The sequence below is a fragment of the Flavobacterium sp. 5 genome (genome assembly GCF_002813295.1).
Classification (GTDB): Bacteria; Bacteroidota; Bacteroidia; order Flavobacteriales; family Flavobacteriaceae; genus Flavobacterium.
The window spans coordinates 3,755,890-3,771,518 of sequence record NZ_PHUE01000001.1 but is presented as its reverse complement, the minus strand read 5'-3'; the positions used below and the strand labels follow the sequence as shown (position 1 = coordinate 3,771,518).

Genomic DNA, 15,629 nt, shown 5'->3' with positions numbered 1-15,629 from the left:
CATTGAAAATAAATATTGAAGTTTCAGAATTTATTCCTTTGAAGGATTTTGAATTAGGATGGAGATGGGAAAGAAATCATAATTCTGAAATTTCTGAATTGGAAAAAAGCCAAATTCAGCCCGTTTCTGAATCTGAATCCAAACGGTTAAATAAGATTATTAAATACTTCGAAATTGAACAGAACTTAATAGAAAAATATACTCAAACAGATTGGATAAGCACAAATGCAGAAAACAATTTGAAAGTAGAAAGATTTAGAAGTAAACTACAATTATTACTTGAACCTTGGAATGAAGAAATAATAGTAACTTGGAAAAACAATATTACATTGAAAACTTCAAAATCAATTTTCTTAAAATATTGGACTGATTTTTTGTATCCAAGCTCAGATGACGTTACAATACTTTCCGAAGAAACTAATTGGATAATCTTTTACCGACATTTTGAAGTTGCAAACATTTGGACTAAAAAAAAATAAACGAACGCATAACAGCCGTTTGTCGTGATTGGGGTTTTAGTGGAATCAACGTTTTTATTCATATATTCGTTTAACCGAAAATACTCGGCTTCGAAATCCCCAACCACGACAAGCACCAAGACGTTGTGCGTAATATTTCCCAACATAATATCAAAAATCGAATTAAATTTATACTTTTGATAGTATCAAATGATAGTATCAAAATATGAAACCTCCATACGAAATAACTTCGCAAATATTAAAATTCGTATCTTCAATTTCTGAAAAGATTGGAGAAGTAAATGCAAAATATTTAGTAAAAACTAATCCAACATTGCGAAAACAAAATCAAATAAAAACAATTCATTCTTCATTAAGTATTGAAGGAAACACTTTATCTGAAGAACAAATTACGGCAATTTTAGAAAACAAAAGAGTTGTCGGGCCTCAAAAAGATATAATCGAAGTACTGAATGCCTTGGAGGTTTATAAAAATTTAAATGAACTTAAATATCATTCTGAAAAAGATTTTTTAAAAGCTCATAAAATGTTAATGAAAGATCTTATTGAAAATTCAGGAAAATATAGAATAAAAGGTGTTGGAATTGTAAAAGGTTCTAAAGTTGAGCATATTGCTCCTCCGTATCAAAATGTCCCATTTTTAATGAAAGATTTATTTCAGTACTTAAAGGACAAATCTGAAATTTCATTAATTAAAAGCTGTGTCTTTCATTATGAAATGGAATTCATTCATCCCTTTATGGATGGAAACGGAAGAATGGGAAGATTATGGCAAACTTTAATTTTAATGGACGAATATCCAGTTTTTGCTTTTTTGCCTTTTGAAACATTAATATCAAAAAATCAATCAGCATACTATAGTGCATTATCTGCTTCCGATAAAGAAGGTAAATCAACAAAATTCATTGAATATATGTTGAGTATAATAGAACAATCTTTAAATGAACTTTTAGAAAATTCAGTAAAAAAGCTTTCTAATGAAGATAGAATTCAAGTTTTTATTGAAAATTTTGTAGATGAATTTACAAGAAAAGATTATTTAAATTATTTCAAAGATTTATCATCTGCAACAGCGAGTAGAGATTTAAAAAAAGCTGTTGAAAATAGAATCATAACAAAAAATGGAGATAAAAAAACAACAACATATAAGAAAAATTAATACTACGCACAACATGAACTGTGTAAAAAAACTAATTTTTAAGCCGTTTTTTGTAAATAAATATTCTGGTATAAAGTTCTGTTTTTGACTACTCCAAATACAATTTTCAGCAGCTTATTGCACACTGCAATTAGAGCTACTTTTTTGTTCTTTCCATTAGCTACTAATCGGTCATATAATGCACTACAATGTGCATTGGTTTTCTTTGCATTTAGCGCGCACATATATAAGATGTTACGTAGTTGTTTTCCTCCTTGTTTACAGATTCTAACCTTTCCTCTTATACTACTTCCACTTTGATATTCGGTGGGACTTAACCCTGCATACGAGATCAATTGTTTATAGGAATTCATATCTTTAAACCCTTTAGTATAGATAATTAATTCGGCTGATGCCCTAGTTCCAATTCCTTTTACACTCTGTACTAATTTTAAAGTTTCTCCTTCCCATTCAACGAGTTTTTCTTGTAACTCAAGTTCTAAATTTTGCTTCTCTTCTCTTAGTTTTTTGATGATTTTATCAAAGCTTTTCTCTACCGATTTCGTATCAAAAGGACACTTCTTTAAGCTATGTATATGATTGCTGAACTTGGTGACTTCTTTGGTTAAATCGTGTATACAATTATTTAAAGAACGACATTCAAAGTAAGTGTTGTCAGGCATTTGATACAATTCTGGATGACGATCTAATCCATATTCATAGATCCGTTTTGCATCTTTCTTATCCGATTTATTGCGCTCTAAATGCATTTGAATGTAACGCTTGATTTGAAGGGCATTCACAACACTAAATTTTATATTTTTGGTATTCAAAAAGAATATAAAACTCAAATGATAAACACCTGTTGATTCCATAACAAAGTGAGTTTCTTTTCCTGTTTCTTTTATCAATTCTCTAAATCCAGATACCGAATTGGAAACTTGCAAATGTTGTTCAATACCTTTCTTATTCTTAAAATAAGCATCTAATGTTTCGCTCGAAACATCAATACCACAATAGTTGTTTTTGTTTTCCATTTTCTTTACTTTTATTTTTTATTGATAGAACAAGTCTTGCAATACAACCAACGATCCTAGCACGAACTTTTTGTTCAAATAAACTGTACGGTTTGAAGCAAGAAATGAGCAGGGATAATCATGTTAGTGAAGCTATAATGCCTAAGCCGTTACAATATCTTGTTCTGCTCATTTGTTCTTTCAATTTTAGATTTTAAATTACTTAAATATAATAAATTACAAACATAGGAGCCGTTACAAGAGATTTGGGTATTTGGCTGAATTTGAAGATGGTTTTGTATTTGGAAAATTTACTTCGTCAGTTCGCTATCGCTCGGGTGGGCATAATGGAAAAAACTCGCCTCTTTAATCCCAAACCTCTTGTAGCGCCAAGACGTTAGCAGTTATTTTATGAGAAACCGCATAAATATCTAACAATTAAGGATTTACCAAAAATATAATGGTAATATCGATGGTTTATTGAGGCTAAACCAAAAGATAGAAATTGCAGTTTTTGAAAATGAAATTGATATTAACTACCTTATATCGGTAATAGCCTTTTGATTTAGTAATACTTCAGTTAATTATCCTCAACTAGTAATTACATCCCGCTTGCGAAAATTATGGTAACTGATTCATTAAAAACAGTCTAGTTTCTATTTCAACACAATCTTGAGCCAATTAGACAACCTAATCAGCTCATATTTTTAGTGTATTTGAGCCGAATAACACTTTTAATCGGCTCACCATGTAGAGTTGGCAATTCAAAAACTTTCCTGATTTTACTTTTGATGAAAGTAACATCCAACCAATTATAAAAAATTTTGCTTTAGCAGTAGGCGAAGCCAACGGACTCCTTATGGGTTTTTCGGAGGCAACAAAACAGGAGATTTTTATTGAAATAATGCTGGTCGAAGCTTTAAAAACGTCTGAAATTGAAGGCGAATATTTTAGCCGCGAAGAAATAATGTCATCACTCAAACTTAATTTGGGAATCAAAGACTTTCATCAAAACACCAAAAACAATAAAGCAAATGCCATCGCCCAATTGATGATTGAGGTACAAAATACGTATGCAAAACCTTTGGATGAATCGTTATTATTACACTGGCACGAGCTACTGATGAATGCTGAAAAAGGAATCAATGCAAGAAAATACCGCTCTGGTACCGAACCCATGCAAGTCATTTCGGGAAGTTATGGAAACTTCATAGTATATTACGAAGCACCTCCCTCAAAGGACCTACCTAATTTAATGAACCACTTTTTTCATTGGTATCAGAATTTTTCAAAAACAGAAGTAGGTAAAATTGGAGAAGCTATGATACTTTCGGCCATTACCCATTTGTATTTTGAAACACTACATCCTTTTGAAGACGACAACGGACGTATAGGACGAGCCCTAGTCGAAAAATTAGACATTCTTATTTTTATAAGTCTTTCAAAAGTAATTGAAAAGAATAAAGCACAATACAACTCCGAACTTAAAAAAGCCCTGTGTGACTTACATATTACCGATTGGATTATTTATTTTTTCAACATACTATCTGAAGCCGTAACAGATACCAAAACAGTTATTCTCTTCGCCCTGAAGAAAACCAAGTTTTTCGAAAAATTCAAAAATGATCTCAATGAACGACAGCTAAAAGCCATAACAAAAATGATGGATCAAGGCGAAAAAGGATTTCAAGGAGGTATGACTGCTAAGAAATACATGTCTATTAATAAAACCTCTAAAGCCACCGCAACTAGAGATTTACAAGAATTAGCAGAAAGCAGTGCCTTTATAAAAATCGGTGCCAGACGATCTATTGCCTATCAACTCAATTTAGAGTAATTATTTAGTCTTATGTATTTAAAATTTACAATCCAAGCAATCCCCTTCTCCGACTAATTTAATAGATTCTTTACTATTATTTTACCACAAAAAAGGCAAATTAACAAACATTTATTTTGTAACAAATATTTACTTAATTTGTTACAAAATAGTAAGTTCACAGCTAATGCTTGCGACTCGAAATTTTCTATAAACAAAACATAAACAAATAGTTACATTTAAAAAATATTTAGATTTCAATAAATACTAAATCGTTTATTTCTCAACATCCCACTCTATTCTTTCAATACGTTTAGAAAGAAACAACAAAGTTCCCAAAACCTCATTTTCATCAGGCGGTAAAGCTTTCCCGATAATTAATTCGGTAAATGTAGAACCAGTGTAGGTCTTTTTTAGAGTGTCCCAAACAGTAGCAGTTTTACTAAAAATTAGTGCTTCTTTCGGGTGTTGATACAACCAATTTTTGTCGTTAGGAATTGCTTTATCATCATCTTTGGCAACCTGTAATAACATTGTATCAAAAGAAGTTGAATATACAAAGTCTTTTATAGAGTCAAGTTGTATCAATAAATGCAAATCATAAGTATGACGTACTTTGTTAGACAAATCCTCCAAAGGATTTTCAATATAAGAAAAACGAACCAGGCCAATTATCTTTTCACAAAAAGTGCGCTCAACTGACAAAGCTTGTACCTGAAAATCTTCTAATCCAAACCCAGCAATTAATTCAATATTGGGTGTAATTTTAATATAATCCGCAATCAAAGTACGAATAGGTTGTACAACATTAGGTTCCGCATTACCCAAATGAGAAACTTCCAAAGCAATATTTTCTCTTACTTCGCCATAAAGACCTTTTACACCAACCTTTGGATAGGAATAAATAATTTTTCGAATACTGCCTTTCTTATTAGTATTCGGATCATTAAGTACAACCTCAAGAAGAGATTTATCAATTACATTTGTAATGTCTTTCAATCTATTTTTTAAAACATTTCCAGTATCAGTATCATTCTTCACAACAACGATATCAATATCTTCCGAAAATCGCTTAATAACACCATAGCATTTGGATAATGAAGTACCCCCTTAAAAACAATCAAATCTTTCACTTCAGAATGAAACAATTGATGCAAAGCATAAGTTACCCAATAATCCTTTTCAATAAAAATCTCTGGAATTTCAAAATAATCAGCGGTAGCAACAATAGCACCTTCAAAATTGTCTTTATCTAAATGTAGATTCATTATACTATATTCCAAGTGTTAGCGGTAGTAAGCATCGTTGAGTTAATGCCATATTCATAGCTACTAGAAGGATTTATTGACTTTTTTAGAACAGAAAAAACAATAGGTTCTATTCGCAAAGCTTCCAAAAGTGCTCCAAGTAAAGCCCTAACTTTAGGAGGATAAGCAGCTCCATAAGTAACCAGCTTTTTTATTTCGGTAGTGTCAAAATTATAGATTACTTTTTTCAAATAGACAAGCCCATCACTTTTTTGCAAGTCAGGTATGGTATTCAAGTCTTTAATAACATCCAATAGTTCTAAATATTTAATAGTATCAGCAGTAACTTTTACATAACTCTTCGCAGGTTTAATAACTACATTTCCCACTTTACCTTTAATTTGTTTATCCAAGGAAGCAATACGAATAGAAGTAGGTACTTGAGTCGTCAAACCAAGTCTATTATACAATCTAGTTCCGGTTATATAAGCAACTTGTTTATTCTTATCAAACAAATAAAGAGAGAGTAAAACATCTTCTCTCGGTTTTTGTTCCCCAAATACAGAAACTTTTGGCTTATAATAATAACCTTTTCTAGCTCTTTTAATAACTCCTTTATCAACTAATCTACTTAAGGCTTTAGAACCAGCAATAATTTCATCCGAAGTTAATCCAAGACTATCATATCCGAATACATCTCCTGTATCTATTCGATTTATTTTAGCTACTATTTTGTCTGTTACTTTCATAATAAGCAACAAAGATAACTATTATATTTTAAATGTCAAGTTTATTCCGCAATTTACCTGACATAGTACCCATAGTACTATCTATACAATCAGCATTAAAAAGAAGTAAGTGCTCATAAAATAACGGGCAATCAAGCAGTCTCTATCCGGTCGTTCCCTTAGTTTCGTTCGGCTGTTCCAGTCGGTCGTTCCTCCCTCCATTCCACAGTACGTTCGTCAGCAGGGGGTAAGGCAGCTTGAAAACAAGCAGCCTTACCCCCTGCTTCCTCTCCCTCATCTTCACACAGTCTCTTCCTGCGTTCGGTCGGGCTACCATAACCATAATACAGCTTCATTTCGTTGCGCTTCGTTCCTCCACTTCTCTGCATTCCAGCCGTATTATAGTTAAAGCCCTCCTGTATTATGGTGGTTGCTCTTTCTCGATCGGTTCGGGTTTACTCCACAGCCGCGGCGAGTTGCATTGGATTAGTGTCTTTTTATAAAGTGAAATGCAAAGAAAACAATATCAAACTATATGCTTTTACATATAGAACCATAAAATAAGTCAAAATTATATGCTTTTACATATAATTCACTACATTTGTTTAAAATCGTTGCAAAAGCATATAATCATGACAACACTAGCCGACTTTGTAAAAGAAAAAAGAAATGAAGTGAAACTGACACAGGAAGCCTTTGCCGAACGTGCAGGAGTAGCGCTTACCGTAATTCGAAAAATAGAACAAGGTAAAGAAAATCTGAATCTTGAAAAAGTGAATCAGGTTCTCAAAATGTTTGGACATACCTTGGCTCCAGTAAATGCCAGAGAATTATTCAAGACTAATTCGGATAATATATGAGACAAGCAGCCATTTATTACAAAGAAGATATCGCAGGAATACTGACCGAAACTGACGAGGGCGAATACCATTTTGAATACACTCCTGAATATGTAACCCAGCATCCCAAAGAACCGATTTCAGTAACGATGCCGGTACAGACAAAAAGATACACCGATAAACGGTTATTTCCTTTTTTTGAGGGATTAATTCCAGAAGGTTGGTTATTGGATATCGCTTCTAAAAGTTGGAAAATCAACCCCAACGACCGTATGGGATTGTTGTTAGCCTGTTGCAAAAATTGCATCGGAGCTGTAAGTGTACTACCAATTGTAAAGGAAGAAGAAAATGAGTAAAAAATGCCTATACTGTTATAAAGAACTCGATGAAAATACTCAAGATGATTTTCACGAAACCTGCAGTCTCGAATTTTTCGGAACCAAACAACAACCTGCTTTCCAACATACTTTAGAACAAATGGCATCCTTGGCCAAAAATGTAGTCGAAAGAAGTGTGGCTATTCCAGGAGTACAACCCAAATTATCATTATCGTTAGTACAAGATACCCTCAAAGAAGAAAACAAAGGACGTTTGACTGTTGTTGGTGCCTTGGGAGGTAATTATATTTTCAAACCACCTTCTGAGCAATTCGCAGAAATGCCCGAAAATGAACACCTAACTATGCGCATTGCTGAAGCATTTGGAATCAATACCGTCCAATCAAGTCTTATTCGTTTGCAATCAGGTGAGCTATCCTATATCACCAAACGAATCGACAGGACTATTACAGGCGAAAAGATTCATATGCTAGATATGTTCCAAATCACTGAAGCCTTTGATAAATACAAAAGCTCAATGGAAAAAATTGGAAAAGCACTCAACGAGTATTCCGACAATACCTTATTGGATAAAGTGTATTTTTTAGAACTAGCTATTTTCAGTTTTCTCACAGGAAATAACGACATGCACCTCAAAAACTTTTCAATGATCCACAGCAATGAAAAATGGATCTTAGCACCAGCTTATGATCTGCTAAATGTAGCCATCGTAAACCCAGAGGACACCGAAGAACTCGCATTAACCATTGAAGGAAAAAAGAAAAAACTCAAATGGGAACATTTCGAAAGACTAGGCAAAACCTTGGATCTAAATGACAAACAAATCAAAGGAATAGCCAAACGTTTTCAAAACAAAAAAACTACAGCGCACCAATGGATTGAAAACTCTTTTCTTTCTGCAGCTTATAAAGAAAAATACAAAACTCTATTAGACGAAAGATATCACATCTTGTTTGGTCGAAACTAACCGATTGATTTTTTTCATAAATTTAGACACGATAAGTCATGTCTTGTCCTGAAATAGCTATACACAAACCTAGAGTGTATGAAAAACATAACGAAGAGGTTGTGTATCTATCCAAAAGATATACAACGCATCACAGGCAAAAGCTACCGACAAAGCATCCGATTACATCACAAGATTAGAGAGGCTCTTTACAAACAAGAAAACGAACTCCTATCCATCTCTGAGTTCTGCCAATACACTAGTTTAGAAATTGATCAAGTCCTCCCCCTCATTGTGGATTGAAAACAGTTAAAACTTGAAATTTCAAAAACAAATTCTCTCTTAAAAAATTTAATAAATGCTGGATAACTAGTTCAAAAAATGAACTCATATTTTTTGTATCTAGCATTTAATTCGTAAATTTACACATACGATTTGTGATAATTTGGACAGTTTTTTAAGGTGGTAAAATCGGTTACCCAAGGGTTTAACCTTTTTTAAGCCTATTAAAATATGGGGTTTTTAGAATAGTTCTATACCCGGCGAAATTCCACAAAAAAGCGTATAAATCATATGATTTATACGCTTTTTTTATTGAAAACCAATTATATTAAGTTGATTTTCAATTAATTAAAAAAAATATTTTTACGCAACATACATTTTTCCTTGTATGTTTCTTATGATTTTTTTACTCCTTAATTAGTAATGCCATCTAACAAAAGCCTCCATAGCTGCATAAGTTGCTAATCCTAATTGTTGATATAAAGCAGCAGTTTCTGCATTCCTATCTTCAGCTCTTTGCCAAAACTCTCTAGCATCTGTTCCTTGAAAAACAACTCCGTCTTTTTGTGATTGATGCTTGAAAATTCCATGGCGTTTTGCTAAAACCTGATCAGGACTCATTGGTACGGCCATTTCAACCTCGTCAATTCCCCATTCTTGCCAAGCTCCACGGTACAACCAAAGCCAACAATCATCCATAAATGATTTTGGTTTTAATTCTTTTACAGCCTCAAAAATTGCATCCAAACAAACTTTATGTGTTCCGTGTGGATCTGCCAAATCTCCTGCCGCATATATTTGATGTGGCTTAATTTTCTCAATCAGGTCCATGGTCAATTGAATATCTTCTTTCCCAATTGGTTTTTTCTCAATTGTACCTGTTTCATAAAATGGAAGATCCATAAAATGGATTTGCTCATCTGGCAAACCAACAAAATGACTTGTTGCTCTCGCCTCACCTCTTCGGATTAATCCTTTTATATAACGTACTTCTGGAATATCAATTTCACTATTCTTTTTATTACTTAAAAAAGAGATTGATTTTTGGTAAATAGCATCTGCTTCAGGGCTTTTGATTTCGAATTTTTCATTGTAATCAATTACAAATCTTGCAAAACGCAACGCTTCATCATCTGCGACAGCGATATTTCCAGAAGTCTGATACGCTACGTGCACTTCATGTCCTTGCTCTTGCAAACGCATAAAAGTTCCTCCCATACTAATGATATCATCATCTGGATGCGGACTGAAAAGTAGTACACGTTTTCTTGCTGGTTCTGCTCTTTCAGGACGGTTAGAATCGTCTGCATTTGGTTTACCTCCTGGCCAACCTGTGATCGTATTTTGTAATTTATTGAAAATTTTAATATTAATATCGTAAGCAGGACCCGAATCAGCTAATAAATCGCTCATTCCGTTCTCAATATAATCAGCATCAGTAAGCATTAAAATTGGCTTTTTAAGATCTAGTGCCAATCCTAAAACTGCTTTACGAGTTAGTTTATCCGTCCAAATTACTTTTTCTACCAACCAAGGTCTATTGATTCTCGACAATTTAGAAGATGCTTCTTTGTCTAAAACAAAAACTGCATTATTGTGCTCTTGTAAAAAGGAAGCAGGAATTTGATTCGTTACTTCATCTTCAACAGACTTTTTAATGACATTTGCTTTTCCTTCTCCCCAAGCCATCAAAATAACTTGTTTGGCTTCCATGATTTTCTTTACTCCAAGCGTAATTGCTGTTCTCGGAGTATTACTTAATCCAGAAAAATCTTTGCTTGCCGCAACTCTTGTAATATGATCTAAAGCTACTAAACGTGTTTTAGAATTTTGAAGGGAACCTGATTCATTAAAACCAATATGTCCGTTTCCTCCAATTCCAAGAATTTGCAAATCGATACCACCCAAAGCTTCAATCTTTGCTTCATAATCATGACAATAATCTGCAATTTGTTCTTTAGTTAAAAAACCATCGGGAACGTGAGCATTTTCAGGTAAAATATCAACATGATCAAACAACAATTCTTTCATAAAACGAACATAACTGTTGATCGAATTAGGTTCCATTGGATAGTATTCATCCAAATTAAAACTTATTACATTCTTAAAACTCAAACCTTCTTCTTTGTGAAGACGCACCAGTTCAGCATATAAGCCTTTAGGAGAAGAACCCGTTGCAAGCCCTAAAACACAAGGTTGATTTTCTTTTTGTTTCGATTGAATTAAAGCTGAAATTTCCTGAGCAACTGCTTTTGAAGCACTATTAGAGTTTTCAAAAACAACCGTATTGATGTTTTCGAATCTTTTTTCGAATCCTGTCGCTTTATCGATTTTACTTTTTAACATGATTTATTTTTTTATTTTTTACTACTTATATTTTTATGAAACAAAACAACCAATTAACATACAACAAAAATGCAACTTAACTTTATCTTTACTTTTTAGTTGCGTAAACTCACTTATTCGTAATACAATTGTAAAGCATTTATTTCCTCCTTTTCTTTTCCTTCTTGCTGTATAAAACAACTTAAAGTAGTTCCGCCAATCTGATCAATATAGCTGATATTGAATTTATGAAAACCTTTTTCGAGTTTTACAGCTCCATAAGCCTCATTAAGCCAATGAATTCCGTCGTTGTTAACCACTAATTCATTATCTATAAATAACTTCGACCCATCATCTGAAAGTGTAGAAATAGTATAATTTGCAGTTTCTGAGATATAGATGTATCCGTCAAATTTCAAGCCGATATAACGCTCTGTTTTTGACTTCCATTTTTCACTACTTACGGTTCCTTCAAAAATGCCTGAATTAATTGGTTTGGCCAATTCTAGATCTTGTACTTGCTGAAAAAATGCTCCAGTATAATATTCATATTTTAAACCTTTTTTAGTTAGTTTTATTGCTAAAGCCGATTTTAAATCTGGATTTCTAACTACTATTTTACTGATAGAACTTTTTTTGCCACTCGGACTCATCTGAATAGTTTTTATAATTCGATATTCTCCTTTTGGAATAGTAATAGATACTGGTTTACTGTAAAGTTCGGCAGTTTCATCTGGATTGTAACCATCAATCGTATAAAATATTTGACCATTGTTAATCGTTGGTTTTAAGTCTAAAACATATTCTGAACCAATTAGAGCTATTTCATTTGATCCAAAAGGGATTGGAACTTTATACAATCTTTTTTGTGATTCTAATTTTTCTAAATGATATGGTATTTGATTTAAAATAAAATGATCATAATTTTTGTTTTGAGGCTCTGTCCAAGCGATTTCTGCTAAGGCAAATAGTCTTGGATAAAGCATGTAATTTAATTTGGCGGGACTTGTTAGATATTCTGACCAAAGATTTGATTGTACTCCTAAAATGTATTTTTGTTCTTCAATTGTTAGGCTATCTATAGGAGTCGGATTGTAATTGTATATTTTTTTAACGGTAGTTAATCTTCCAATAGTTAATGGTTCTTGTGGTGAATATCCTTGGTTGTAATCAAGATATAAAACTTGTTCAGGATTCATGATTACAAAATGTTTCTGTTTCGCAGCACTAATCCCTCCAGCTTCACCACGCCAAGACATTACAGCAGCGTTTGGAGTTAATCCGCCTTCGAGCATTTCATCCCAACCTAAAATTTGTCTGCCGTTTGCATTAAGAAATTTTTCTATTCGCGTGGTTAGGTAACTTTGTAATTCATGCTCATTTTTCAAACCTAAATCTTTGATTTTTTTCTGGCAGTTAGGACATATTTTCCATCTTGCCTTTGGACATTCGTCTCCACCAATATGAATATATTTACTAGGAAATAAAGCAATCACTTCAGTTAGTACATCTTCTAAAAAAGTAAATGTTTCTTCTTTTCCTGCACAAAAAATATCTTCAAAAACACCCCAGTTTTCCACCACTTTATAAGTTCGTTCTGGAAAACAGGATAAATAAGGATAAGCAGTAACTGCTGCGGTTGCATGACCTGGCATTTCGATTTCAGGAATTATATTTACATAACGTTCTTCGGCAAACTTAACGACTTCCTTAATTTCTTCTTGCGTGTAAAAACCTCCATACGGATTTCCGTCAAAGAATTGTGGAGATCTTTCAAACTTATTTCCAACCAGAGTCTGCGCTCTTTTTGATCCAATTTCAGTTAGTTTTGGATATTTCTTTATTTCAATTCTCCAACCTTGATCATCCGTTAAATGCCAATGGAAATTATTCAATTTATAATACGCCATCTGACTGATAAAATCTTTTATAACATCAACAGAAAAAAAGTGTCTGCAAACATCTAAATGTAATCCGCGGTAAACGTATCTTGGCTCATCTTGAATAATTACACATGGCAATTTTATTTCTTTTTTGTCTGATGGTTTATTCGGAAGTAACTGCATCAAACTCTGAACAGCATAAAACAATCCTTCTTCTGAACCTGTAACTACTATTCTTTTTGAAGTAATAATTATTTTGTAAGCCTCTTTATTTGATGTTGAAGATGGATTCTTGGTTATAAATGTAACTTCGGTTGAAGCTTTTTTTGATGGCAAATTTACATTAACCGCATTTTCAAAAATTTGCGCTGTTTTTAGTTCTTTTGTACTAAATTTATTATTATCAAAAACAACTTTTATCTGTCCGTTTAAACGAATGCTATCGCCTGTAATTTTATACGAATTAGGAGCAGGAATTATAGAATTGTTATCGAAAGTGGATTGTGCATTTCCGATGGAATAACAAAATAATAGAAGAAATATAAGATTTTTTTTCATGGTTTATTTCCGGTTAGCTGTAAACAAATGTATTGTTTACGGTTATTTTTGCAAAAAATATGCAAAACTCAACAAGGCATAAATGTCTTTTAAATAAGGTAATTAACTTTTTTATTCTTTCATGTTATTTTTTGTTTCGCAATAATATTGCATTATTTGTTTACATTTGTCCCAACAAAATTGAATTTGCATGAATAATGAGAATGAAGTAGTAAATTATACTAAGGAAGAACGTAAAAATTATATTTTAAAAGAGATTAACTTACATACTCGTGTAAGTTTTGAAACGCTATCGGCTAAACTATATGTTTCAGAGGATACCGTAAGGCGCGATATAAATGAACTTGAGTCGGAATCTCTATTGATTAAAGTAAAAGGTGGTGCAATGACAAAAGCGTACCATCATTCTTCATCAAATCAAACTTATGAAGGCGAATCAAAACAGGTTATTGCGAAAAAAACTTTAGGTTTACTTCATGATGGTATGGTTTTATTAATTGGTGGCGGAACTACTATTAGAGAGTTCATTCGCTTAATTCCAAATGATTTAAATCTTACTATTTTTACTGTTACTGTTTTATCAGCTGTTGAACTTCTAGACAAACCGAATGTCAAAATTATTATGATTGGCGGTAGTATTTCTTCTTACAGCCAAATGTGTGTGAGCGGTGATGTCTATAATCAACTCGCAAATATAAAAGTTGACTTACTAATTTTAGGAACCAATGCTTTAGATATCGAAGGAGGTTTCTCAGATTCAGATTGGGAAACCGTTCAGGTAAAAAAAGCAATGATTCAGGCTTCTGAAAAAACAGCTATTTTGACTATTTCTGAAAAATTAGATACTATTTTAAAAATGAAAATTGCCAGCTTATCCGAGGTTGATTATGTAGTTACAGAGGTTGATCCCAATCACGAAAAATTACAATCGTATAAGAAGGCAGTTCCAAGTTTAGTTTTTATTTAATTCCAATTTTTTATTAAAAAATTAATCCAATTCTGATGAAAGATATTTTTTAAATCTTCATCAGAATAACCGTTGTTTTTAAAAATCATTACCAATTTTTGCAAATCAGCAATCGTATCTAAATCGTAAGGTCCTTGTTCTGTACCAAAAGCGCCATCAAGATCAGACCCCACACCAATGTGATTTGCATTTCCTGCTAATTGGCAAATGTGATCCATGTGTTTGAAAACTGTTTCCAGATTACATTGCATTTCTTTAGGAGTCGAAATACCTCTTTCCCAATTAGGAACCAGCATCCAAGCATCTAAAGCACCACCAATAACAGCACCTCTTGAAATTAAAGCTTTAATCATTTCATCACTGTATTGTCTGTTATGATCAACCAAACTTCTACAGTTATTATGACTTGCCCAAACAGGACCATTATAATGATCTAACGCCTGCCAAAAAGCATCATCACATAAATGTGTTGCGTCTAAAATGATATTCAAACGTTCCATTTCTTTTAATAAATCAAGTCCGTTTTGATTCATTTTCCCAGTTGCATCTGTTCCGTTTGCGTAACGTCCTGGACCATAATGTGCTGGACCTATTGCTCGTAATCCGTAATTGTAAGCTTTCTCCAGATAAGAAATATCAACAATAGAATCGGCACCTTCTAAACTCAAAATATAACCAATTGGTTTTTTATCATTTGGAGTACCATCATTCCACAAATCAAGTTGTTTTTGAAGCGATTTTTTATCGGTAATACCAACCATTTCGCCAGCTTCTTCCATAGTTTTGTACCATGCAACTTGTCCTTGTGTTTGCGCCCATGCTTGCTCGGGAGAATTCCAGCCTGGAATACTACTACCTGGTTTTACGAAACGAGCGATTTGAGTAGCAACCACAATACCAATATTACCCTTTCGCAGGTCAGGAAGCGAAACTGTTGCACGCTCGCGATCTGGTTTGTCGTTCATCCCTTTTTCTAAAAGACGTAACGTTTTTACATCATTTCTCAAATCTCTGTTCCATTCCATCGCATTCATGCTAAGATCTAAATGGGCATCTATTATAAACAT

At 33.0% G+C, this 15,629-nt stretch carries 14 protein-coding genes and 1 pseudogene; 8 read left to right on the top strand and 7 right to left on the bottom strand.

Features of this window, described 5'->3' with window-relative positions; all coding sequences use genetic code 11:
• Positions 1-2 precede the first annotated feature (2 nt).
• On the top strand, positions 3-479 hold the full coding sequence (locus CLU82_RS15755; protein WP_100843986.1) for a hypothetical protein: 477 nt from the start codon (positions 3-5) through the stop codon (positions 477-479).
• A 205-nt stretch (positions 480-684) separates the two neighbouring features.
• Positions 685-1,638 (top strand): Fic family protein, encoded by a 954-nt coding sequence (locus CLU82_RS15750; RefSeq protein WP_100843985.1) that lies wholly within the window; start codon positions 685-687, stop codon positions 1,636-1,638.
• Positions 1,639-1,676: 38 nt separating this feature from the next.
• On the opposite strand, the gene CLU82_RS15745 is transcribed toward CLU82_RS15750, so the two are convergent.
• Positions 1,677-2,654, bottom strand: coding sequence for an IS110 family transposase (locus CLU82_RS15745; RefSeq protein ID WP_100843984.1), 978 nt, complete (start codon positions 2,652-2,654; stop codon positions 1,677-1,679).
• Positions 2,655-3,402: 748 nt separating this feature from the next.
• On the opposite strand from CLU82_RS15745, the pseudogene CLU82_RS21100 reads away from it, so the two are divergent.
• A pseudogene (locus tag CLU82_RS21100) lies at positions 3,403-3,618 on the top strand (DUF4172 domain-containing protein); the annotation flags it as partial.
• The gene (locus CLU82_RS15740) at positions 3,601-4,470 is read left to right on the top strand and encodes a Fic family protein (RefSeq protein ID WP_369829049.1); all 870 of its coding nucleotides are present in this window, start codon (positions 3,601-3,603) and stop codon (positions 4,468-4,470) included. The pseudogene CLU82_RS21100 and the gene CLU82_RS15740, both read left to right, overlap by 18 nt.
• A 255-nt stretch (positions 4,471-4,725) precedes the next feature.
• On the opposite strand, the gene CLU82_RS15735 is transcribed toward CLU82_RS15740, so the two are convergent.
• The 3 genes from CLU82_RS15735 to CLU82_RS15730 are packed head-to-tail and all read right to left on the bottom strand — an operon-like array spanning position 4,726 to position 6,445.
• Positions 4,726-5,499 carry a nucleotidyl transferase AbiEii/AbiGii toxin family protein gene (locus tag CLU82_RS15735; RefSeq protein WP_232735302.1) on the bottom strand — a complete coding sequence of 258 codons (774 nt, stop codon included), beginning with the start codon at positions 5,497-5,499 and terminating at the stop codon, positions 4,726-4,728.
• Positions 5,487-5,717 (bottom strand): hypothetical protein, encoded by a 231-nt coding sequence (locus CLU82_RS21030; RefSeq protein WP_232735255.1) that lies wholly within the window; start codon positions 5,715-5,717, stop codon positions 5,487-5,489. Before CLU82_RS21030 ends, CLU82_RS15735 begins: the two co-directional genes overlap by 13 nt.
• Positions 5,717-6,445 carry a DUF6088 family protein gene (locus CLU82_RS15730; protein WP_100843982.1) on the bottom strand — a complete coding sequence of 243 codons (729 nt, stop codon included), beginning with the start codon at positions 6,443-6,445 and terminating at the stop codon, positions 5,717-5,719. The genes CLU82_RS21030 and CLU82_RS15730 overlap by 1 nt, the downstream gene beginning before the upstream one ends.
• Positions 6,446-7,056: 611 nt before the next feature.
• Between CLU82_RS15730 and CLU82_RS15720 the strand changes: the two genes are divergently transcribed.
• From CLU82_RS15720 to CLU82_RS15710, 3 genes are read left to right on the top strand one after another with little or no spacing between them, the layout of a single operon-like run.
• Positions 7,057-7,284 carry a helix-turn-helix domain-containing protein gene (locus tag CLU82_RS15720; RefSeq protein WP_100843980.1) on the top strand — a complete coding sequence of 76 codons (228 nt, stop codon included), beginning with the start codon at positions 7,057-7,059 and terminating at the stop codon, positions 7,282-7,284.
• Positions 7,281-7,619: a HipA N-terminal domain-containing protein gene (locus CLU82_RS15715; RefSeq protein ID WP_100843979.1), complete on the top strand. Its 339-nt coding sequence runs from the start codon at positions 7,281-7,283 to the stop codon at positions 7,617-7,619. Before CLU82_RS15720 ends, CLU82_RS15715 begins: the two co-directional genes overlap by 4 nt.
• Positions 7,612-8,568, top strand: coding sequence for a HipA domain-containing protein (locus tag CLU82_RS15710; protein WP_100843978.1), 957 nt, complete (start codon positions 7,612-7,614; stop codon positions 8,566-8,568). Before CLU82_RS15715 ends, CLU82_RS15710 begins: the two co-directional genes overlap by 8 nt.
• A gap of 678 nt (positions 8,569-9,246) precedes the next feature.
• Here CLU82_RS15710 and nagB read toward each other — a convergent pair.
• Positions 9,247-11,175, bottom strand: coding sequence for a glucosamine-6-phosphate deaminase (gene nagB / locus CLU82_RS15700; RefSeq protein WP_100843976.1), 1,929 nt, complete (start codon positions 11,173-11,175; stop codon positions 9,247-9,249).
• Between the two features lie 113 nt (positions 11,176-11,288).
• Positions 11,289-13,595 carry a family 20 glycosylhydrolase gene (locus tag CLU82_RS15695; RefSeq protein ID WP_100843975.1) on the bottom strand — a complete coding sequence of 769 codons (2,307 nt, stop codon included), beginning with the start codon at positions 13,593-13,595 and terminating at the stop codon, positions 11,289-11,291.
• A gap of 190 nt (positions 13,596-13,785) precedes the next feature.
• Between CLU82_RS15695 and CLU82_RS15690 the strand changes: the two genes are divergently transcribed.
• Positions 13,786-14,562 carry a DeoR/GlpR family DNA-binding transcription regulator gene (locus CLU82_RS15690; RefSeq protein WP_100843974.1) on the top strand — a complete coding sequence of 259 codons (777 nt, stop codon included), beginning with the start codon at positions 13,786-13,788 and terminating at the stop codon, positions 14,560-14,562.
• Here CLU82_RS15690 and CLU82_RS15685 read toward each other — a convergent pair.
• Positions 14,559-15,629: a dipeptidase gene (locus CLU82_RS15685; RefSeq protein ID WP_100843973.1), complete on the bottom strand. Its 1,071-nt coding sequence runs from the start codon at positions 15,627-15,629 to the stop codon at positions 14,559-14,561. The two genes, CLU82_RS15690 and CLU82_RS15685, sit on opposite strands and share 4 nt — an antisense overlap.